Here is a 20534-nt window from a genome sequence, read left to right as displayed (position 1 = left end):
CTTGAAAACTCCTTTATCTTAACAATAAGCAACTTTTACTAATCTAATCAATCCAGTAGTTTTTATCCCCTCCTGGGACTTGTTGCTCAATAGGCGGTGGAGTCATATAGTTTTCTCCAAATTCGTAGACAAGTATTTCATGGTATTTTCTCGGAACCTTGACCACGATGTTTTCATAAGGCATATCAATCAAATCATAGAGCCATTCTTTTTTTATACCATTTGGATAATAAGGGTCATAGATAGTACAAGTTAGATCTGTTGCTTGATCTACACTATACTTCAAAGCAAGGCACTCTAATTTTTGATTCCATAGCTGTGGGGAAGTTAAGCGGAAAATAGCTGATCCCATATAACGAGGGAGGTTTTTAAGTCCACCATTCTCAGACTTGATCCCTTTAAAATTCAAAGAAGAAAGGCGAATGAAATATTTGTAGAGCTTCATTTTCTTACGGTCACTTTCCTGTGTTACGACACCATCATATGGAAAAATGTCAACGCAAGTTCCCAATACGACCGTTGGGTCTACGAGGTTAGCATCTCGACGAGTCCTTACATCATAGACTCTCATATAACTGTATGGATATCCCTTTGTTTCTCTGAATGAAATCAATTTGTAGTAGGGATGATTTTCATTTTGTAAAACCTTATACAGTTTTTCAAATTCATCACGCGCCAAGGAAATATCTGTATCATCATCCCAAGGGATAAATCCTTTATGGCGTACAGCTCCTAGTAAGGTTCCAAAATCAATAAAGTATTTGATTTGATGTTGTTCACAAAGATCATGTAGATACTTTAAAATATCCAATTCTACTTGCTTGATTTCTTCAAGAGTTAAAGTTCTTTCAGACATAGGTTCTATTCTCCTAAATTTGACTATATTTTTAAACGTTTCTTAATCCCAATCTCGTCATTTAGACCTTTTAACAATCTTCCATAATTTAAAATCATGATGAGATACTCTTTGTTCAACTGGTGGCAACTGCATATAGTCTCCGTAGTCTGAGGTCAAAATTTCATGATAGTTTTTCGGAATGGTAAATTCCTTACCTTCAAATATTCCAGTAGTAACTTGTTCCAGCCATTCACGTCTCCACACTGGTTTGTTCATATCCTTGTAGATAAGATAATCCACCTGCTCATAATCTGAGACTTTACGGGATTTTGCAAGCTCTTCAATCTGGGCAACGTATTTGTTTGTATTGGTGAAATAGAAAATAATAACTGACACATAACGTAGCAGTGAATTCAGTACACTTTTTGTATTGGTAATGCCTTTGAAGGTGTAGCAACTCAATTGACGTTTCTTTATCAGTTTCGTCATCTTGTTTTTAAATTGTACGTCATCCTCGTAGCCATCTACAGGGAAAATATCTACATAGATTCCCATATTCGAATCGATGCGAACATCTTCTTCTAGCAAGTAAGTATGGTTATCCTGCACTTTCATGAAGGGATAGACATAGTTGAGATTATTTTTATAAGACATAACTTCGTAACGTTCATCACGGTTAGCGATAAGGTAGTCTTGCAATTTTTCATAATCCTCTCGTAACATGCAGATATCCATGTCATCATCCCAAGGGATAAATCCTTGATGGCGAACAGCACCAATTAGACTTCCATATGCTAAGAAATACTTGACCCCAATTTTCTGACAAACTTCATGAATATACTCCATGATTCCAAGTTCCATCTCTTGAATTTCTTTAACATCTGTTACTTCTTGGTACCGAACTCCTTCATCTCGTTTGCAGACTACGAGTCCATAGCCAATCGCTAGCCAGAAGATGATATTAATAAAGTTGGTTGAATACATAATCTGACTTTCAAATAATTGACCAAACAAGATACCAAAGAAAAGAATCATGATCAATTTATCAGTATGTTTCTTGGAAACAATCAAATACGTTAAAAAGCGCTTGATGACATAAGCCAGTACAAGAAGGAAGGATACCAAACCTAGAACTCCCGAACTGACAAATATGGTCACAAAAATGTTATGGAAATTCCCACCAATAAGGGAGTTTTGAATCTCAAATTTACTGAAATATTCTGTGTAGTAATCTGGAACATTTCGTACACCATAACCAAAAATTGGTTTGGCACTTCCCATCTTGATGGCATTTTTCCAGATATAGGTTCTACCACTTGGTGTTGTTTCAATCAGATGGAGCTCACCGTTTTTCTTAGTAACAGACGAATCTGTTTCAGCATAGGATTGTCCTTTGTTTAAATCTAAGACAGTCGCAGTTTCAGATGAGATATAGATTGAAGTTACATAGCTTAATCCAATATTAGTTGCAGTAATCAGCAAACCAGCAACTATAAAAGTGAGGAATCGTTTAACGATACTTCCTCTAGTAGCAAAGAAACTATAGAGTCCAATCATGAGAAGTAAAGAAAGTAAGGCTCCTCGACTTTGCATCATAGCAAAGTAAACGAATTGAATCACATTGTTCAGTTTAAGATAAACAGAATATTTACTTCCTTTATGGATCAAATACATAGCCAAAATAATGCTAATGTATGAAAATATCGCACTAGCATTTGGATTGACAATCCCCCACAGACGGCCATTCATGACACCATAGTAATAAGATTGTTCGCCAATCTTAAATAGGATAAGGACTCTGCTTACCAATAAACCAAACGCAAAAATTGCTGAAGAAAAAGATACAATTTGAACCGTATAGGCAATCCAGTCAAATAATTTTTTAAGTTGCCCTGATTGTAACATGGTAAATAATAAAACATAAGTTACCATGAAGAGGATTTCAATCACATTTCCAATCAGATGTCCAGAGCGATTGAAAATAGCTGATAGCAGATGACTTCCAGCTAAGAGTCCAAATAAGGATAGAAATTTGCGATCTGCTGTGATTTCTTTCCACTTAAACAATAAGGTATAGCAAATATAAAGCACTACAATCGCTGACAATCCCTTGTAGAGGGGATTTGCTATCTTATAAACCAGTGAACTCATACTTAAAATCGAAATGAAAACAAATAGATACGCAATCCATAGTTTTGATTTTTCAAAGTATTCATCCATTTTTGAAAAATTCATTTTCAACTCCTTCTCATGATATTAGTTTTTTAATCCAACAATTTTCTTATATAGCCATGGAGAAATGACAAGTGAAAGGACCGCTACCTTGCGAAAAGTGGTGAAATAAGCATCTTTCCATATTTCGCGTCGATGCTGAACAATCCAAGTCCTCAGCTCGGCTTTCTCCTTTTGATACTCTTCACGTGAAGTAAAGATAATTTTATCGTAAACTGTGATGTACGACCAACATTCTCTGTTTATTAATTCGTATTTCAAATTAGGAAAGGCTTGTGAAACTTGAGCAATTATTTGCTGATAAACTTCTATTGTGTCAAATACATATCGATTAACAGATGTTGTTGCACTTCCCTCACGATGATCATAATAATAAACAGGTTTGTCAATAAAGACGCAACTACATCTTGTCTTTAGTAGCAATTCAGTTAAAAATAAGGCATCTTCAGCTAGGTGATAATTTGTATTAAACTTTTCATCCGCAAGCAGGTCTCTCTTAAACAGTTTTGCAACTGGAAAAAATGACGTTCTGGTAGTCATCAGTAGTTCCTTCATGGTTTCTTCTGTTGACCAGAGTTCTGTTTTTCCAGAATGTGAAGGTATATCAGTTACAATGCCGTTTTTGATATGGTGCAGAGGAGCAATTGCAAAGCCTACATTCACCCCTTCAACTGCACTTGCTAAAGTAGCTAGGTAATCCTGGGTAACGAAATCATCGCTATCAATAAAGGTAACCCAAGAACCCGTCGCTAGCTGAATTCCCATATTTCTAGCATTTGAAACACCAGAATTTTCGATATGATAAACCTTGATATTCTCATACTGAGATGCTAAGTGATCACAGATCTGTCCACTAGAATCAGTAGAACCATCGTTGATTAGGATTAACTCAAAATGGGCATAAGTCTGTTGAAGAATCGACTCCACACATCGCTCCAGATAGGCTTCTACATTGTAGACCGGAACGATAACGCTTATTTTTTCTCCCATCATGCTCCATATTCTCCCTTGTACTCTGTGTAGCTCTTGTCCATGTCTGCTATAATAGCATCATGATGCGGTACTTGCTTGTCTGCTGGTGGCGGTGTCATATAGTCCCCAAAAGCAGTGCTGAGATAGGCATCATAGCCGACTGGGATGGGCATCTCAGTTCCTTCAAATGGCAAGAAAAGATTGTCCTCAAAGGATGCGATTGGGTATTTGTTTCGCATGTAGCCGGGACCTGAGCATAATTCCGTAATTCCATCGCTCTCAGCCAGACCATACTTGGTCATTTCTTTTTCAGCTTTTTTCCAAATGCGATAACGTAGAGATTTTGGAGTCAGGCCGAGTAAGATACGACTTCCCCATTTCATGACTGCACCATGCTTTTCTGGGATAGTTTGCGCACAAAAGAGTGAATAAATCAGGGCCCAACGAACTTGTTTCTTACGCTCAGCTAGATTTTTAGGATAATAATCTAAAGGTAAAACATCCAAGGCCAAACCGTGTGGCAAATCCAAATCCTTCTGATAAGGCTTGATACAAGTGGTTTCCTTATCACGAATGGTAATAAAAAGGTTACGGTCTACAAAATCTTTGTTACTCTTTGACAAGAAATAACGCTCATCTGCATAACGAGGCCATAGTTCTGCTAATTTTTCATAGTCCTTACGTGGCATGAAAAAGTCTAGATCATCATCCCAAGGAATGAAACCTTTATTACGAAGGGCACCAATGGCTCCTCCACCACAGAGATAGCACAACAAATCATGTTCTTTACAAAATGCGACGAAATATTCAGCCATTTCCAGACTACGAGCCTGAATCGCTTTCAAATCACTCATGTCTCTCCTCTTCTGTACAATAACGAGTTATATCATTTTATTATACCATAAAAAAGCCCTAAAAATCCATCAGATACTAAGAAAAATCAAAGCCTAAACCACTTTTTTACTGGTGATTCAAACTTTGATTTTTTTATAGCATTCTATCTCATTCCCATTTGGGCGAGTTTGGTCTGGTATTTATTTTGATCGACCAGAAGACCTTGTCCGCCGTAGATATCATAAGCATCTACCCAGTCACCAAGTTCTGGAACGGTAAGTCTTTCAATGCCATTTTGAGCACCTTCTAGGACAGATAAGCCATTGGTCAACAAGAAGCTATATGGTAGATTTGTTGAAGTCATTCCAAAGACTTTTCCAAGTGCCTCTGATCCCGTAAAGAGCTTGGTTGGATCTTTAATCTGCTCAAGAACAGCTGACATGACTTGTTGCTGACGTTTGGTACGGCCATAGTCTCCCTCATCATCATCACGGAAGCGAGCATAGTTCAGCAAGGTGGATCCATTCATTTGCTGTTTTCCAACTTTGATAGTTTGAGTTGGCGACTCTGTCTCTGTTGCATGAAGGTCATCTCCGACTGTGGCTTCTGTCAGAGGTTGACCATTCAATGTTGAGAATTGAGCATCAATCGTTACTCCGTCAGGGAAGAGGGTATCTATAGCTGTTGCAAAAGCCTGGAAGTCGACTAGGGCATAGTACTTAATATCCAAGTCAAAGTTGTCTTTTAGAACCTTGCGGACCATTTCTGCCCCTTTTTGCCCTTCTTGTTCCCCAAGTTCATAAGCAACATTTAGTTTGTTATCCGTCTGTTTCTGACCATTTACAATCTTACTGTACCCGTCGATATAAACTAAGTTGTCACGCATAAAGCTGACTAGTTTGATCTTCTTATCCGATCCACTGACATTCAGCACCATGATCGTATCGGTACGGGTTTCTGCACTATTTTGACCGATACGGCCATCTGTCCCCATGACTAGGATATTCACACCGTCTTTGGTATCCTGACCGTTAAAGACCTCTACTTGAGCTGCCTTGGCGTCAGCTAGCTTATTTGTTGGATTGGCTGCTGACTGGAACCCTCTAAGAAACATGAAAATCATCCCTGCAAGCACACAGGTAATCAACAGCAAGAACCAAGTCAGTATTCGTTTGAAGCGAATTCTTCTCTTTTTCTTTTTGACTTTAGGTTGAGGAGCTACTTTTTCACGTTTCTTAGACCGGCTTCTACTGCCATAAGTCGGAAGATCAATATCTCTACCCCAAGTTTCTTCTTTTTCTTCTTGGTGGAAATGGTGAACTTCAGAATTGGGACCTGCCATTTTCTGTTGCAGATAATCAAATTCCCTCCGTTCACGGTCGTTGAGGTAATGAATATTTTTGAAGAGATAGTCATAACGTAACTGCTCGTGATGACTTAAAGGATTTTCTTTGCTCATTGACTCTCCTTTTCTATATCAGTTATGGTAAAAATCGGGTAGGTTCCCAGTATCTTGTGCTGGATTCCAATAGCTTCTAGTTCTTGTCTGGCAAAATGAACCAGCTCTTTGTCACTATAGTCTACATCGATAATGAAAAAGTATTCTCCCAAGGCTGTTTTAAGGGGGCGACTTTCAATCTTTGTTAAGTCAATCCCTCTCCAAGCAAAGGTCGAAAGTGCCTTGTAAAGAGCACCAGGTAGGTTGTCTGGTAAGGTCAAGGCCAAACTCATTTTTTCAGCTTGTGAGTTCAAAGGAATCTTCGGTATCTCTGCCCCTAACACCCAAAAACGTGTGAAATTGGCTTCCATTTCCTGAATATCCTCTGCAATCAATTCCAAGCCATATTCTTCAGCTGAACTTTTAGGAGCAATAGCTGCATAAGGCTGATCTGGATGTTCCGAAATAAAGCGGGCCGCGTAGGCTGTACTAGCAGTCACCTCGATTTGAGCCTCTGGATAGTGTTCATCGATGAATTTTTTTCCCTGAGCCAGAGCCTGAGGATGAGAAAAAATTTTCTCAATTTTTGACTGACCTGGAACTGCCATCAGTTGCTGGTGAATGGGTTGAACAATTTCTGCAACTGCTTGGATGCGAGCCTGGTGAAAAAGGTAATCCAAACTTTCATGGACACTACCTTCAATGGAGTTTTCAACTGGCACCACAGAATAGTCCACCAAGCCTTGTTCATAGGCCTTGATGACATCTGTGATATTGGTAAAAGCCTGCAATTCCTCTTTGGGAAAGGCTGTCTGCACAACATGATGCGAAAAAGATCCCTTGGGACCTAGATAGGCAATTTTCATCTCAGTTCCTCTGTAATTTCCTCTGGGCTTAACTTGGTCACATCTAGAACCCGACTGGCTACTTCCTCATACCAAGCCTGTCTTTCTTGGAAAATAGTTGCCAGTTCTTCCTTACTTTTGTTAAGAAACAGCGGGCGCTGATTGTCCTTATCAGCTGCGATACGTTGGTAGAGGGTTTCAAAATCTGCTTTTAGGTAGATGTTATTAGGATTGGTTTTGAGCAAGTCGCGATTTCTCTGAGAAATGACAACTCCTCCGCCAGTTGACACAACTCGGTCCGTTTTTAGTAAGTCAGCTAGGACTTCTGACTCTACTTGACGAAAGGCCACTTCTCCCTTTTCAGCGAAGAAATCCGCAATGGACATGCCCAAACGTTCCTCGATTAATGCATCCATATCGATGTAGTCTAGGTCCAATCCTCTAGCGATTGTCGATTTGCCGGCCCCCATAAATCCGAGTAATAACTTAGCCATGAATCAAGCTCTCCAAATCATCAAAGAAGGTAGGATAGCTGGTATTGATAGCTTCAGCACGGTCAAGTTCCACTTCTCCATCAGCAACCAAGAGGGCTGCAATAGCTGTCATCATTCCGATTCGATGGTCACCAAACGTATTGACTCTAGCGCCATGAAGGATTGATTTCCCTTTGATAATCATCCCATCTGCTGTAGGAGTGATATCCGCCCCCATGCTATTTAAGGCATCTGCCACCACTTGAATGCGGTCGGTTTCCTTGACCTTGAGTTCCTCAGCATCCTTAATGACCGTTACACCTTGCGCTTGTGTCGCGAGAAGAGCAATAATGGGCAATTCATCAATCAAACGTGGAATCAAGGCTCCACCTATCTCCGTTCCTTTCAGGTCTGAAGACTCGACAGTCAGGGTTGCTGATTTAGCAACTGGATCAATTTCAGTTATTTCTAGTTTTCCTCCCATGGCACGAATGATATCAATAATACCAGTACGCGTTTCATTGATGCCCACATTCTGCAGCACCACACGAGAGTTTGGAACAATCAAACCTGCGACCAACCAAAAGGCTGCACTGGAAATATCTCCTGGAACAACTACCTTTTGTCCGGTCAGTCTTTGTGGTCCTTGAACTGTGATTTTCTTACCATCCACACTTAAATGGCCACCAAATTGTTGCAACATATCTTCGGTGTGGTTACGAGTACATTCTTTCTCGATAATAACGGACTCCCCCTGAGCCTGCAAGGCTGCAAATATCAAGGCAGACTTGACTTGCGCAGAGGCGATTGGCAACTCATAGTGAATCGGTTTTAAATTTTTCATCCCTTTCAAGTGCAGAGGAGGCAAGTCTCGCTCTGTTTGACCAGAAATGCTGACTCCCATTTTTTTCAAGGGAAGGGTCACACGGTCCATAGGACGTTTGGATAGACTGTCGTCTCCAAACATCTCTACTTCAAAATCAGCCCCAGCAAGGACACCAGAAATCAGACGAATCGAGGTGCCAGAATTCCCCATATCCAAGGCGTTTTGCAGAGCTTTTAAGCCATCCATGCCTACACCTTGAATGGTAATAACCCCATCTTTGTCCTCAATTTCAACACCAAGGTCACGAAAAACCTGCATGGTTGAAAGCACATCCTCTCCACGCAGAATATCATAAACCTTAGTCTCGCCCTCAGCCAAACTTCCAAAAATAATCGAACGATGGCTGATAGACTTGTCACCTGGAACCCGGATACTGCCATGTAAGTGGCGAATGTTTGTTTTTAGTTTCATAGTTGACCTCATACTTGCAATACTTTTTCTTATTTTATCACAAAAAAGCCAGAAATTCCTGAAATTTCTGGCTTTTATACAGATAAAATACTATTTCAATAATTCTGAAACAGGTTCAAAGACAATTTTTTCAATGTCAGAAAGGTAAATGGACAATTGTTGCTGTTTGGCAAAGAAATCTGACAAAAGAGCGTTCTCTTGGATTTGTTTGCTAAAAGACTGCATCTTTTCTTGGAAAGAGGCGTCTGGCATTTGTCCCGTTTGCGCCATGACTTGGATTTCTTGCTGGAAAGCGAGGTAGTCTGCAAAAATCTTGCTAGCTTGTTCATCAGCTTGGATGGCATCTTTTGCTGCCTTAACTGCCTTGTATTCTGGTAATTCACGTAACCCGCGGCTAAGTTCATTTGCACTATCGTAAATATTTGACATGATTTTCTCCTTATTTGATGACGACTGTATAGTCTGTATTTTCTGTAATTAAGCGTTCAGCTCGTTCTAAATCTTGAGCATTTTTAAATGAAATTTGTAGAATCCCGTGAACATCTTCACGGTTTTCTTCGTTGATGTGGATATTAACCAAAGAAGTCCCACGAAGTAATTCCAAAATCCGCAAGATAACATCTTCTTCATCGGGAACATCGACATAGAGGTCATAAGAACTGTCCACACCACCACGCTTATGGATTTCCATAGCCTGCCGTTGTTCTCGCGCTTGGTTGAAAAAGTTCCAAATCTGCTCTTCTTCCCCCTTGCTAATAGCCTGACCTATCTCATCTAAGCGTTCCTTGAAATCTGCAATCCGCTCTAGGATAGTCTCGCGATTAGACAAGAGAATGGAAGTCCACATACCTGGTTCACTCTCCGCAATCCGAGTCATATCTCGAAATCCACCCGCCGCAAAGCGTCTTGCCATCTCATGTTCTTGAGCATAAATAGCAGTCTGCTCCATAAGACTAGAAGCCAGAATATGAGGAAAATGGCTAATCTGTGAAGTCACTCGATCATGTTCCTTGGCATCAATTTCAATGAAACGAGCATGGAGACCAGAAAGCAGATCCTTCATTTCCTCAAGTGTGTCAGGATTTGTCAGGCTCGAAGGTGTGAAGATATAATAGGCATTTTCAAAGAGATTAACATCCGCAGAAGCAGCCCCTGTCTTGTGGCTACCAGCCATGGGATGAGCTCCGACAAAGCGGACAGGCTTGCTAGCCAAATACTGCTCCGCTTCTTCCACAATGGCTGACTTGGTTGAGCCGGCATCCGAGATAATGACACCTTCTTTCAAGTCTAAATCTGCCAGCTCCTTAATAAAAGCAATGGTCTGTTTGATTGGCAAGGTCAGAATGATAACATCTGCTAGAGGAGCGAAACTAGCAAAATCATCCGTCGCACGGTCTATCATCCCCCGCTCCAAGGCAATGTCTCTCGAAGCTTGACTGCGATTATAACCTAAAATTTCATAATCAGGATGATCGCGCTTGATACCGAGGGCCATCGAAGCACCAATCAAACCGAGACCTGCGATATAGATGGTTTTTGCCATAAGGACTCCTTAATAGTTCTTTGTATAGTCTCGGTGCTTGGCAACTGCCTCTTTTAATTCTTCAAGATTATCTGATGAGAATTTTTCAAGGATTTCTTGCGCCAGAACCGTTGCTACAACGGCTTCCATGACCACACCTGCTGCTGGAAGAGCGGTCGGATCACTTCTCTCCACGGTTGCCTTGTAAGGTTCGTGGGTTTCGATATCCACACTCCTAAGAGGTTTATAAAGAGTGGGAATGGGTTTCATAACTCCACGAATAACAATTGGTTGCCCATTGGTCATACCACCTTCAAAACCACCTAGATTGTTGGTACGGCGAGTATAGCCGTCTTCTTTAGACCAGAGAATTTCATCCATAACCTGGCTACCTTTTCGGTAACCAGCTTCAAATCCAAGACCAAATTCCACCCCTTTAAAGGCATTGATAGAAACAACTGCTTGGGCCAATCGCGCATCCAATTTTCTGTCCCATTGGACATAGGAACCAAGGCCAACTGGAACTCCCCCGACGACTGTCTCCACAACTCCACCGATGGTATCACCGTCACGCTTAATTTGGTCAATATAGTCCTTGATTTCCTGTTCCCGTTCTTGGTTGACAATAGAAACTTCAGACTGGGCAGCTCGTTCCTTAATCTCAGCCACTGTCAGATTTTCAGGTACATCGATTTCCTTGCCACCAAAGACCACGACATGGTTGGCAATCTCCATATCCAGTTCAGCTAAGAGACGTTTGGCTACTGCTCCAACTGCTACTCGCATGGTTGTTTCACGAGCTGATGAACGCTCCAAAGAATTTCGCAAATCATCAAAACGGTATTTGATGCCCCCTACCAAATCGGCATGACCTGGGCGAGGATGGGTGATTTTCCGCTTGCTTTTCAGGCGGTCTTCAATGTCCTCAGCAGACATGATATCCAGCCATTTCTGGTGGTCTTTATTGATGACATCCATGGTAATGGGAGCCCCTGTCGTCTTCCCGTGACGAACGCCCGATGTAAAGACAACCTGATCACTCTCAATCTTCATACGACCACCACGACCGTAGCCACCCTGACGGCGTTTCAGATCCTCATTGATATCCTCAGCTGTCAAAGGAAGTCCAGCTGGAATTCCTTCAAGGATAGCCGTCAGACGGGGGCCGTGTGATTCTCCTGCAGTTAAATATCTCATACGTTCTCCTTATTTTACCAAGTAGTCTTTCATCTCTTCCAGAGAAACTGGGTGAATGCTCGCTGAACCAAGCTCTGGTACCAAGACCAATTTCAAGGTGTTGCCACGTGCCTTCTTGTCATGAGTCAAAGCCTGATAAAGCTTGTCAACATCCCAGTTTTCATAGTCAACAGGCAAACCAAATTTCTGGCACATCTCTTTGATGGACTGGGTTATTCCTTCTGGCATGAGTCCTTTTCCCTCAGCAACCTTGGAAATCTGTACCATACCCATAGCCACAGCCTCACCATGCATGACCTTGCCATAACCAGCAGTCGCTTCAATAGCATGGCCAATAGTGTGTCCAAAGTTGAGGTAAAGCCGAACACCGTTATCCAACTCATCCTCAACCACCATCTTGCGCTTCACCTGACAAGAATGTTCAATCAAAGTCTCTGCATGCTCCAGAATGCTCTCTACAGAACCATCCAGCTCCGTCAAGAGAGCCCAAAGTTCTGGATCCTCAATCAAGCCGTACTTGATAACCTCGCCCATCCCCTCAATCAGCTCTCTTTTTCCAAGCGTTTCTAGGACAAGCGGGTCAATCAGAACCCCATCTGGTTGGGCAAAAGTTCCCACCATATTTTTAGCAAAAGGAGTATTGACACCCGTCTTTCCACCGATAGAAGAATCCACCTGGGCTGTCAAACTAGTCGGAATCTGAACAAAGTGAATGCCCCGCATATAGGTAGAGGCTACGAAACCAGCTAGGTCCCCAACGACACCACCACCAAGAGCCACGATCCCATCGCTACGAGTTAACCCTTGCTTGACTAGAAATTCATAGACCTTCTGAACAGTTGTTAAATTCTTTCTTTCTTCGCCTTCTAAAAAGTCAAAAACAGCTACCTGAAAACCAGCATCGTCTAGGCTGAGTTTAACCTTCTCTGCATAGAGAGAAGCTACATGGTTGTCGGTTACAATGACCACTTTTTGAGGTTGCCAGAGTTCTCGCAACCATTGACCAGCCTGAGCCAGACAACCTTTTTCAATCTGAATATAATAAGGATGATGCGGAATATCGATTCTGATTTTCATAGTAGGGTCTCCTTTTCACTATTTATATTTTTCTATTAAGGACTGCCAAATCTCTTCTGTCGGCATTTCTTTACCTGTCCACAGTTGAAAAGCTTCAGCAGCTTGATAGAGCAACATTCCCAGACCATTGACGGTGGGATTGCCCTGACTTCTAGCCCATCTCATAAATGGCGTCTCAAAGGGTTGGTAAATGATATCTGCCACTAAGAGAGTTTCTGGTAAGACTATGCTTTCAGGAATTGGGGATGATTTGCCATCCATGCCCACACTGGTCGCATTGACGAGCAGGTCCGACTCGGCAATCCTTGATTGCAGTTCAGAAACATCTTCTAAAGCATACAAGTCCACTTTAAATCCTGTTTGGTCCTGCAACTTGTCTAGGTAAGGTCTTGTTTTTTCCATGGAAACTGAACGAACAAAAACTGAAATCTGACTGACGCCATCCAAAATAGCTTGTGCCAAGATTGATTTGGCCGCACCACCTGCACCCAAAATGGTCATTGTTTTACCTGAAATTGTAAAAGAAGGCAAGCTCTTAAAGAATCCCTTGCCATCTGTATTATATCCAATTAAAGTGCCATTATGATTAACAACCGTATTAACCGCCCCAATCAAACGAGCCTCATCACTCAACTCATCCAGATAAGGAATCACTTGCTCCTTGTAAGGCATAGACAGGTTGATGCCAAACATCTGGTAACGGCGAATATTGGCGACTGTTTCTGCCAAATCACCCGCTTCAATCTCCCAAGCTACATAGGCACCATTAATAGCTGTCGCCTCAAAGGCCCTATTGTGGATAAAGGGTGAAATAGAGTGTTTGATGGGATTGGCAACAACTGCAGCTAAACGTGTATAGCCATCAAGCTTCATCCAAAATCTCCCTGATTTTCTTCATGTTTGATAGCGAAATCTGACCTGGGGCACTCGCTTCATCCAGACTAGCAAATGACCAACTCGAACCCGTCACATCTGAAGTAATGCGTGATACCTTGCCCATTTTCCCCATGGAAATGGTCACGTACTCTTGCTCAGGATTGAGTGTTTTAAATCCTCGAGTGTAATTCATCAGGTCTAAAACATCCTGCTCCGTATGAGCCATAACTGATACCTTGACCACTTTCGGAGAGAGACTGGTCAACTCAGACAAAATTTCCATCATGTTTTCAGGTGTCTCCTGGAAATTATGGTAACTCAAAACAAGATTTGGAAAATCCAACATTTCCTCAAAAACGTCCTTGTAGCTGAAATACTCAAAATCTACATAATCCGGCTGATAAAGCTGAGTAACTTCCTTAATGATTTGAACATACTCTTCTGAGGAAAGTTCGATTTCTCCTCCCTCAGCGCGGGTCCGAAGGGTAAAGACAAGTTCGCGTCCTGCAAATTTCTCAAAGATAGCGGGTGCTACCTGTAAAATAGCGTCCTTTGTAAGAAAGTCCGCACGCCACTCAATGATATCGGCATCTTCATACCTAGTGGCATCCAGTTCTTGCGCTTCTTCTAAACTTCTTGGCATTACTGAAACGATTAATTTCATCTACTAACCTTCATACTAATCACCTTGAGGTAATTACTGCTTTCATCTTTTTTATTATAGGCAAAGTCTGCTGGAAGTCCGTATTGGTTCAAGACCTGATACCTTCTTCCTGCAAAACCTTTATCAATTTGTTCTGTAAATTTCTGGCGGGAAACATTGGCAGCATTGGTACTGGCAATGATAATGCCTCCCGGATTTAAAATCTCTAGACTCTGGGAAATCAACTTGTGATAGTCCTTAGCTACAGAGAATGTTTGTTTTTTATTGCGGGCAAAGCTTGGTGGATCAAGAACAAGCACATCATAGGTCAAGCCTTTTCGCCTGGCATACTTGAAGTACTCAAAGACATCCATAACGATAAAACGATGATTGTCCGTGCTGAGTCCATTTGCATGAAAATGGGCTTCTGACAGCTCTCTAGACCGTTTGGCCAAGTCGACAGAAGTCGTCTCACTCGCACCTCCCATAGCTGCAGCAACAGAAAAGGCAGCCGTATAGGAAAACATATTGAGCAAGGATTTGCCCATGGCTAGACCGTCAACCAAACTTCCACGAACCTCATGCTGGTCCAGGAAAATCCCTGTCATCAAGCCATCATTCATAAAAACTTGATAGAGCACGCCATTCTCAAGAACAGTAAAGTAATCTGGCGCTTCCTCACCATAAACAGAGGCAGACTCGTAGTCTAGACCTTTAAAACGAATCTTCTCATAAGCTCCCAAGACCTCAGGGAAAACTTCCTTAAAAGCCTTTACGATCAGCTCACGAATCTGGTAAACAAAGGAGTTGTACCAAGAAAAGACAGCATAATCTCCATAGAGATCAACAGTCAGACCCCCAAAACCATCCCCCTCTTGATTAAAAAGGCGAAAAGCAGTGGTCAAGTCGTCTTGATAATAAGGCTTTCTAGCTTCCTTGGCCTTACGAAACAGGATTTCAAAAAAGGCTTGATTGAAACGCACCTTTTCCTTGCTGATCAACCAGCCGATGCCCTTGTTCTGCTGGGAAAGATAGGCACTCCCTAAAAACTTCCCGTCTTGACTAAGAACTTCTACTGCCTGATCCGTCAGTTCAATATCTGTTAAATCACTTGCTTCCAAAAGAACTAGACCCTTAGCTAGCTTTTTTTCAACACGTCTGCTGACCCTAATTCTATTCATAGCTACTATTATAGCAAATTTTGTGACAATTCTCAAAAAAGAAACCGTTTAACCAGTTATACTTTAGTTTACTGAGTGTCATTTTTGTTCAAATAAGTATATGCCATTTACTTTTTCAGCAAAACATCCTCTCCCTTGTGATGGAAATAGAGATTTTATTCGCTAAAAATAGACAATTTCAGAAATGAGTATAGAATCTTGCGCAAACGTTTGCCTAGTTCTAAACTTTATGGTAGAATAAAACACAACATTGATAAGCAAGAGGAAAAACAATGCAAAATCAGACACTTATGCAATACTTTGAATGGTATCTGCCTCACGACGGCCAACACTGGACGCGACTGGCTGAAGATGCTTCACACCTAGCTCATCTGGGGATTAGCCACGTCTGGATGCCACCTGCCTTCAAGGCAACCAACGAAAAAGATGTCGGCTATGGTGTTTACGATCTTTTTGACCTAGGCGAATTTCACCAAAAAGGAACTGTCCGTACCAAGTATGGGTTTAAAGAAGACTATCTTCAAGCCATTCAAGCCCTAAAAGCACAGGGAATTCAACCTATGGCCGATGTGGTGCTCAATCACAAGGCTGCTGCCGATCATATGGAAGCCTTTCAGGTTATTGAAGTGGACCCTGAGGACCGTACCGTTCAACTAAGCGAGCCCTTTACTATCAACGGCTGGACTCACTTCACCTTCGATGGTCGCCAAGATACCTACAATGACTTCCACTGGCACTGGTACCACTTCACAGGTACGGACTACGATGCCAAGCGACGTAAGTCTGGCATTTACCTGATCCAGGGAGACAATAAAGGCTGGGCAAATGAGGAATTGGTCGATAACGAAAACGGTAACTACGACTACCTCATGTATGCTGACCTAGACTTTAAGCATCCTGAAGTCATCCAAAACATCTATGACTGGGCTGACTGGTTCATGGAAACGACTGGTGTTGCTGGTTTCCGCTTGGATGCCGTTAAGCACATCGACTCCTTCTTTATGGGCAATTTCATCCGTGATATGAAGGAAAAATACGGTCAAGATTTCTATGTTTTTGGTGAATTTTGGAATCCAGACAAGGAAGCCAATCTAGACTATCTCGAGAAAACAGAAGAACGCTTTGATCTTGTCGATGTTCGTCTCCACCAGAACCTCTTTGAAGCCAGTCAAGCTGGAGCAAGTTACGACCTTCGTAACATTTTCACAGATAGCTTGGTTGAACTCAAGCCTGACAAAGCAGTCACTTTCGTTGACAACCATGATACCCAACGAGGACAAGCCCTTGAGTCTACTGTTGAAGAATGGTTCAAGCCAGCAGCCTATGCCCTCATTCTATTACGCCAAGATGGTCTTCCATGTGTCTTTTACGGAGACTATTACGGCATTTCAGGGCAGTATGCTCAAGAAGATTTCAAAGAAGTCCTTGACCGCCTCCTAGCCATCCGAAAAGACAAGGCCTATGGAGAGCAAACAGACTACTTTGACGATGCTAACTGTATTGGATGGGTTCGTTCAGGTGCTGAACATCAATCTCCAATCGCTGTCCTCATCTCAAATGACCAAGAAAACAGCAAATCTATGTTTGTCGGGCAAGAATGGGCTGACCAAACCTTTATTGACCTCCTTGAAAATCATCCAGTACAAGTTACAATCAATGCTGAAGGTTATGGAGAATTTCCAGTAGCAGCGGCTTCAGTCAGTGTATGGGCAGCAAAATAAACCTATCAGGTACAAGTCAAATCCAACCGGATTTGGCTTTTTTGTATGCACAAAAAGACCTACCCAAATGGATAGATCTTCATTGTCTTATAATTTACCTGCTACTGCCTCCAAGAGTTCTTGGATTTTCGCTTGGTTGCTTCCTCCTGCCATGGCCATGTCTGGTTTACCACCACCACGTCCATCGACAATTGGAGCCAATTCTTTGACAAGGTTTCCTGCATGCACATCTTTTGTCTTGCTAGCTACAAGAACATTGACTTTGTCACCGATAGCTGCAACTAGGACAAGCACATCTGAGTAATCTTTTTGTTTCCAGTTATCCGCAAAGGTACGAAGGGCACCTGCATCTGATACAGAAACTTGGCTTGCAATGTAACGGTGTCCGTTGACTTCCTTCACATCCTTGAAGACATCGCCTGCGGCTGCGGCTGCGGCTTTTTCTTTCAATTCTGCATTTTCTTTTTGAAGCTGACGGAGTTGTTCTTGAAGCCCTTCAACCTTATGAGGAACTTCCTTGAGTTGAGGGGCTTTCAAGGTTGCTGCGACGGCTTTCAAAGCGTCTTCTTGTTCACGATAAGCTTCAAAGGCTTCCTTACCAGTTACTGCCAAGATACGGCGGGTACCTGAACCGATTCCTTCTTCTTTGACAATCTTGAAGAGACCGATTTCAGAAGTATTGCCAACGTGGGTACCACCACAGAGTTCCACTGAGTAGTCACCGATGGTCACAACACGAACTTCCTTACCGTATTTCTCACCAAAGAGGGCCATAGCTCCCATTTCTTTAGCCGTGTCAATATCTGTCTCAACAGTTTCTACAGCAATTGCTTCCCAAATTTTCTCATTAACTTGCTGTTCAATGGCGCGCAACTCTTCAGGAGTCACAGCTTGGAAGTGAGTGAAGTCAAAGCGAAGGAATTCGACTTCGTTCAGAGATCCTGCTTGTGTCGCATGGTGACCAAGGATATTGTGAAGGGCCGCATGGAGCAAGTGAGTGGCTGTGTGGTTCTTCATGACACGATGACGACGGTTGGTATCAATTGCCAAGGTGTATTCTTGGTTCAAAGCAAGTGGTGCAAGAACTTCAACAGTATGAAGAGCTTGTCCGTTTGGTGCTTTTTGCACATCCGTCACATTCGCTACGACATTTCCTTTAGCATCCAAGATTTGACCGTGGTCAGCTACCTGTCCACCCATTTCAGCGTAGAATGGAGTCTCTGCAAAGATAAGAGAGGCAGTTCCTTCAGAAACAGCTTCTACTTCTGCATTGTCAGCCACGATAGCCACCAACTTAGAAGGCAATTGGCTGGCATTGTAGTTGAAGACACTTTCCACTGTAATGTTTTGAAGGGTTTCATTTTGCATTCCCATTGAGCCACCTTTGACAGCTGACGCACGCGCACGTTCTTGCTGCTCTTTCATGGCCGCTTCAAAACCTTCACGGTCTACAGTCATCCCAGCTTCTTCAGCGATTTCTTCTGTCAATTCAACTGGGAATCCATATGTATCGTAGAGTTTGAAGACATCTTGCCCCGCGATAACGTTTTGACCTTTGGCTTTCAGGTCTGCTACGATACCTTGGGCAAAATGTTGACCTGAGTGAAGAGTACGGGCAAATGACTCTTCCTCGCTCTTCACGATTTTCTCGATAAAGTCACATTTTTCAAGCACTTCTGGGTAGTAGCTTTCCATGATTTTTCCAACAGTTGGAACGAGTTTGTAAAGGAAAGGCTCGTTGATACCCAATTTTTGACCGTGCATAGACGCGCGACGGAGGAGACGGCGAAGGACATAACCACGACCTTCATTTCCAGGAAGGGCACCATCACCGATGGCAAATGAAAGAGAACGGATATGGTCAGCAATGACCTTGAAGCTCATGTTGTCGCCATCTTGGTCATAAACCTTACCAGACAATTTCTCAACTTCACGGATGATTGGCATGAAGAGGTCTGTTTCAAAGTTTGTCTTAGCCCCTTGGATAACTGCCACCAAACGCTCCAAACCAGCACCCGTATCAATATTCTTGTGTGGCAATTCCTTGTACTCACTACGAGGAACAGCTGGATCAGCGTTGAATTGTGACAAAACGATGTTCCAGATTTCGATGTAACGGTCGTTTTCGATATCCTCTGCAAGCAGGCGAAGACCAATATTTTCTGGGTCAAAGGCTTCTCCACGGTCAAAGAAGATTTCTGTATCAGGTCCAGAAGGTCCCGCACCGATTTCCCAGAAGTTGTCTTCGATTGGGATCAAGTGGCTTGGGTCCACTCCTACTTCAATCCAGCGGTTGTAAGAATCTTTATCATCTGGATAGTAGGTCATGTAGAGTTTTTCAGCTGGAAAATCAAACCATTCTGGGCTTGTCAAAAGCTCATAAGCCCATGTGATGGCTTCGTCACGGAAGTAATCCCCGATAGAGAAGTTCCCTAACATTTCAAACATAGTATGGTGACGCGCAGTCTTCCCTACGTTTTCAATATCGTTAGTACGAATCGCTTTTTGGGCATTGGTAATACGTGGATTTTCAGGGATAATGGTTCCGTCAAAGTATTTCTTAAGGGTTGCTACCCCAGAGTTAATCCACAAAAGAGTTGGGTCATTTACAGGAACCAAGCTGACTGATGGTTCTACAGAGTGTCCTTTGCTTGCCCAGAAATCAAGCCACATTTGGCGAACTTGAGCACTAGATAGTTGTTTCATAATATCTCCTTATTACTTGTTTAATTTGATTGGCTTTCCAGCATCTCCACATAGTCAATCGCGACACAAAGGGAAATGACCAGATCTGCATAAGAGTCTTCATAGACGGTTACGGTGTAAGTTGAGGTCAAATGGAAAATCTCTTTCCGAATCTCGGCGACAAGCTGATCACGGTCATCCAGCAATTTGAAATTTAAATCCCAAATATTGCCCTCGATACGAAGCCCTAAATCATCAAACTCATACTTATCTCGCCAGAAGGTCAACTTCTTACGAATGACGAAATTGGAACCGTTTCGTAGCTGAATAGTAAAGCGAGGAAGCAAGGTGAAAAATTCTTTACTGATTTCACTGACCTGCTCACCATAGGCGTCATAGATGGTAAAGGTCTTAGGAATTTGGAAGAAAGATCCCTCCACTTGATAGTTCACTACTCCTCTGTCATCCTTGATATCAAAACGTTCGCCCCCAAGACGAAACTTTTGTTTCACGAGAAATGTCTTCATAAACACCTCCAAAAATCAAAAGACAAGCTCATATCACGAAGGGCGAAAAACCGCGGTACCACCTTCATTCAATGAACTTGTCATTCTCTTATTCTTATGCAATTGTCTGATTGAGTAGCATGACTTCCTACCTTAGATGGCTCGCAGCACCGCCATTTCTCTGGGCTAAGATGACA

At 42.3% G+C, this 20534-nt stretch carries 18 protein-coding genes; 1 reads left to right on the top strand and 17 read right to left on the bottom strand.

The features are described from left to right. Positions 1–43: 43 nt before the first annotated feature. The 15 genes from A6J84_RS02075 to A6J84_RS02005 form a co-directional block, all read right to left on the bottom strand. The gene (locus A6J84_RS02075; RefSeq protein WP_095725934.1) at positions 44–856 is read right to left on the bottom strand and encodes a LicD family protein; all 813 of its coding nucleotides are present in this window, start codon (positions 854–856) and stop codon (positions 44–46) included. A 57-nt stretch (positions 857–913) separates the two neighbouring features. After that, positions 914–3073, bottom strand: coding sequence for a LicD family protein (locus A6J84_RS02070; RefSeq protein ID WP_001011682.1), 2160 nt, complete (start codon positions 3071–3073; stop codon positions 914–916). 21 nt (positions 3074–3094) lie between these two features. Continuing rightward, positions 3095–4063: a glycosyltransferase family 2 protein gene (locus tag A6J84_RS02065; RefSeq protein WP_095725933.1), complete on the bottom strand. Its 969-nt coding sequence runs from the start codon at positions 4061–4063 to the stop codon at positions 3095–3097. Next, the gene (locus A6J84_RS02060) at positions 4060–4896 is read right to left on the bottom strand and encodes a LicD family protein (RefSeq protein WP_095725932.1); all 837 of its coding nucleotides are present in this window, start codon (positions 4894–4896) and stop codon (positions 4060–4062) included. The genes A6J84_RS02065 and A6J84_RS02060 overlap by 4 nt, the downstream gene beginning before the upstream one ends. 143 nt (positions 4897–5039) lie before the next feature. After that, on the bottom strand, positions 5040–6335 hold the full coding sequence (locus A6J84_RS02055; RefSeq protein ID WP_095725931.1) for an LCP family protein: 1296 nt from the start codon (positions 6333–6335) through the stop codon (positions 5040–5042). Beyond that, positions 6332–7180, bottom strand: coding sequence for a prephenate dehydratase (pheA, locus tag A6J84_RS02050; protein WP_095725930.1), 849 nt, complete (start codon positions 7178–7180; stop codon positions 6332–6334). The genes A6J84_RS02055 and pheA overlap by 4 nt, the downstream gene beginning before the upstream one ends. Then, positions 7177–7653 (bottom strand): shikimate kinase, encoded by a 477-nt coding sequence (locus tag A6J84_RS02045; protein ID WP_095725929.1) that lies wholly within the window; start codon positions 7651–7653, stop codon positions 7177–7179. The genes pheA and A6J84_RS02045 overlap by 4 nt, the downstream gene beginning before the upstream one ends. After that, positions 7646–8929, bottom strand: a complete 1284-nt coding sequence (aroA, locus tag A6J84_RS02040; RefSeq protein WP_095725928.1) for a 3-phosphoshikimate 1-carboxyvinyltransferase — start codon at positions 8927–8929, stop codon at positions 7646–7648. The genes A6J84_RS02045 and aroA overlap by 8 nt, the downstream gene beginning before the upstream one ends. A gap of 90 nt (positions 8930–9019) precedes the next feature. Beyond that, positions 9020–9358: a YlbF/YmcA family competence regulator gene (locus A6J84_RS02035; protein WP_000065973.1), complete on the bottom strand. Its 339-nt coding sequence runs from the start codon at positions 9356–9358 to the stop codon at positions 9020–9022. A 10-nt stretch (positions 9359–9368) separates the two neighbouring features. Beyond that, the gene (locus A6J84_RS02030) at positions 9369–10472 is read right to left on the bottom strand and encodes a prephenate dehydrogenase (RefSeq protein ID WP_095725927.1); all 1104 of its coding nucleotides are present in this window, start codon (positions 10470–10472) and stop codon (positions 9369–9371) included. Between the two features lie 9 nt (positions 10473–10481). Then, positions 10482–11648, bottom strand: coding sequence for a chorismate synthase (gene aroC, locus A6J84_RS02025; protein WP_095725926.1), 1167 nt, complete (start codon positions 11646–11648; stop codon positions 10482–10484). A 9-nt stretch (positions 11649–11657) separates the two neighbouring features. After that, a complete protein-coding gene (gene aroB / locus A6J84_RS02020) occupies positions 11658–12725 on the bottom strand; it encodes a 3-dehydroquinate synthase (RefSeq protein WP_095725925.1) in 1068 nt (355 codons plus the stop codon). 18 nt (positions 12726–12743) lie between these two features. After that, a complete protein-coding gene (locus tag A6J84_RS02015; protein WP_095725924.1) occupies positions 12744–13598 on the bottom strand; it encodes a shikimate dehydrogenase in 855 nt (284 codons plus the stop codon). Continuing rightward, a complete protein-coding gene (aroD, locus tag A6J84_RS02010) occupies positions 13588–14265 on the bottom strand; it encodes a type I 3-dehydroquinate dehydratase (RefSeq protein WP_000767778.1) in 678 nt (225 codons plus the stop codon). Before aroD ends, A6J84_RS02015 begins: the two co-directional genes overlap by 11 nt. After that, positions 14262–15425, bottom strand: coding sequence for a class I SAM-dependent rRNA methyltransferase (locus A6J84_RS02005; RefSeq protein WP_193756704.1), 1164 nt, complete (start codon positions 15423–15425; stop codon positions 14262–14264). The genes aroD and A6J84_RS02005 overlap by 4 nt, the downstream gene beginning before the upstream one ends. A 272-nt stretch (positions 15426–15697) precedes the next feature. On the opposite strand from A6J84_RS02005, the gene A6J84_RS02000 reads away from it, so the two are divergent. After that, positions 15698–17146, top strand: a complete 1449-nt coding sequence (locus tag A6J84_RS02000; protein WP_095725923.1) for an alpha-amylase — start codon at positions 15698–15700, stop codon at positions 17144–17146. An 87-nt stretch (positions 17147–17233) separates the two neighbouring features. Here A6J84_RS02000 and alaS read toward each other — a convergent pair whose 3' ends face one another. Together alaS and A6J84_RS01990 are read right to left on the bottom strand one after the other, a co-directional pair. After that, positions 17234–19852 carry an alanine--tRNA ligase gene (alaS, locus tag A6J84_RS01995; protein WP_095725922.1) on the bottom strand — a complete coding sequence of 873 codons (2619 nt, stop codon included), beginning with the start codon at positions 19850–19852 and terminating at the stop codon, positions 17234–17236. Positions 19853–19872: 20 nt separating this feature from the next. Further along, positions 19873–20358 carry an LURP-one-related/scramblase family protein gene (locus tag A6J84_RS01990; RefSeq protein ID WP_061420712.1) on the bottom strand — a complete coding sequence of 162 codons (486 nt, stop codon included), beginning with the start codon at positions 20356–20358 and terminating at the stop codon, positions 19873–19875. Positions 20359–20534 lie beyond the last annotated feature (176 nt).

Origin of the sequence: Streptococcus sp. FDAARGOS_256, from assembly GCF_002289235.2 — a bacterium.
Classification (GTDB): Bacteria; Bacillota; Bacilli; order Lactobacillales; family Streptococcaceae; genus Streptococcus.
This window is presented reverse-complemented; position numbering and strand designations above follow the sequence as displayed.

What these genes read in the sequence shown, in the direction of transcription:
- A6J84_RS02075 (WP_095725934.1), bottom strand. Translation starts at nt 856, where the DNA reads ATGTCTGAAAGAACTTTAACTCTTGAAGAAATCAAGCAAGTAGAATTG.
- A6J84_RS02070 (WP_001011682.1), bottom strand. Translation starts at nt 3,073, where the DNA reads ATGAATTTTTCAAAAATGGATGAATACTTTGAAAAATCAAAACTATGG.
- A6J84_RS02065 (WP_095725933.1), bottom strand. Translation starts at nt 4,063, where the DNA reads ATGATGGGAGAAAAAATAAGCGTTATCGTTCCGGTCTACAATGTAGAA.
- A6J84_RS02060 (WP_095725932.1), bottom strand. Translation starts at nt 4,896, where the DNA reads ATGAGTGATTTGAAAGCGATTCAGGCTCGTAGTCTGGAAATGGCTGAA.
- A6J84_RS02055 (WP_095725931.1), bottom strand. Translation starts at nt 6,335, where the DNA reads ATGAGCAAAGAAAATCCTTTAAGTCATCACGAGCAGTTACGTTATGAC.
- pheA (WP_095725930.1), bottom strand. Translation starts at nt 7,180, where the DNA reads ATGAAAATTGCCTATCTAGGTCCCAAGGGATCTTTTTCGCATCATGTT.
- A6J84_RS02045 (WP_095725929.1), bottom strand. Translation starts at nt 7,653, where the DNA reads ATGGCTAAGTTATTACTCGGATTTATGGGGGCCGGCAAATCGACAATC.
- aroA (WP_095725928.1), bottom strand. Translation starts at nt 8,929, where the DNA reads ATGAAACTAAAAACAAACATTCGCCACTTACATGGCAGTATCCGGGTT.
- A6J84_RS02035 (WP_000065973.1), bottom strand. Translation starts at nt 9,358, where the DNA reads ATGTCAAATATTTACGATAGTGCAAATGAACTTAGCCGCGGGTTACGT.
- A6J84_RS02030 (WP_095725927.1), bottom strand. Translation starts at nt 10,472, where the DNA reads ATGGCAAAAACCATCTATATCGCAGGTCTCGGTTTGATTGGTGCTTCG.
- aroC (WP_095725926.1), bottom strand. Translation starts at nt 11,648, where the DNA reads ATGAGATATTTAACTGCAGGAGAATCACACGGCCCCCGTCTGACGGCT.
- aroB (WP_095725925.1), bottom strand. Translation starts at nt 12,725, where the DNA reads ATGAAAATCAGAATCGATATTCCGCATCATCCTTATTATATTCAGATT.
- A6J84_RS02015 (WP_095725924.1), bottom strand. Translation starts at nt 13,598, where the DNA reads ATGAAGCTTGATGGCTATACACGTTTAGCTGCAGTTGTTGCCAATCCC.
- aroD (WP_000767778.1), bottom strand. Translation starts at nt 14,265, where the DNA reads ATGAAATTAATCGTTTCAGTAATGCCAAGAAGTTTAGAAGAAGCGCAA.
- A6J84_RS02005 (WP_193756704.1), bottom strand. Translation starts at nt 15,425, where the DNA reads ATGAATAGAATTAGGGTCAGCAGACGTGTTGAAAAAAAGCTAGCTAAG.
- A6J84_RS02000 (WP_095725923.1), top strand. Translation starts at nt 15,698, where the DNA reads ATGCAAAATCAGACACTTATGCAATACTTTGAATGGTATCTGCCTCAC.
- alaS (WP_095725922.1), bottom strand. Translation starts at nt 19,852, where the DNA reads ATGAAACAACTATCTAGTGCTCAAGTTCGCCAAATGTGGCTTGATTTC.
- A6J84_RS01990 (WP_061420712.1), bottom strand. Translation starts at nt 20,358, where the DNA reads ATGAAGACATTTCTCGTGAAACAAAAGTTTCGTCTTGGGGGCGAACGT.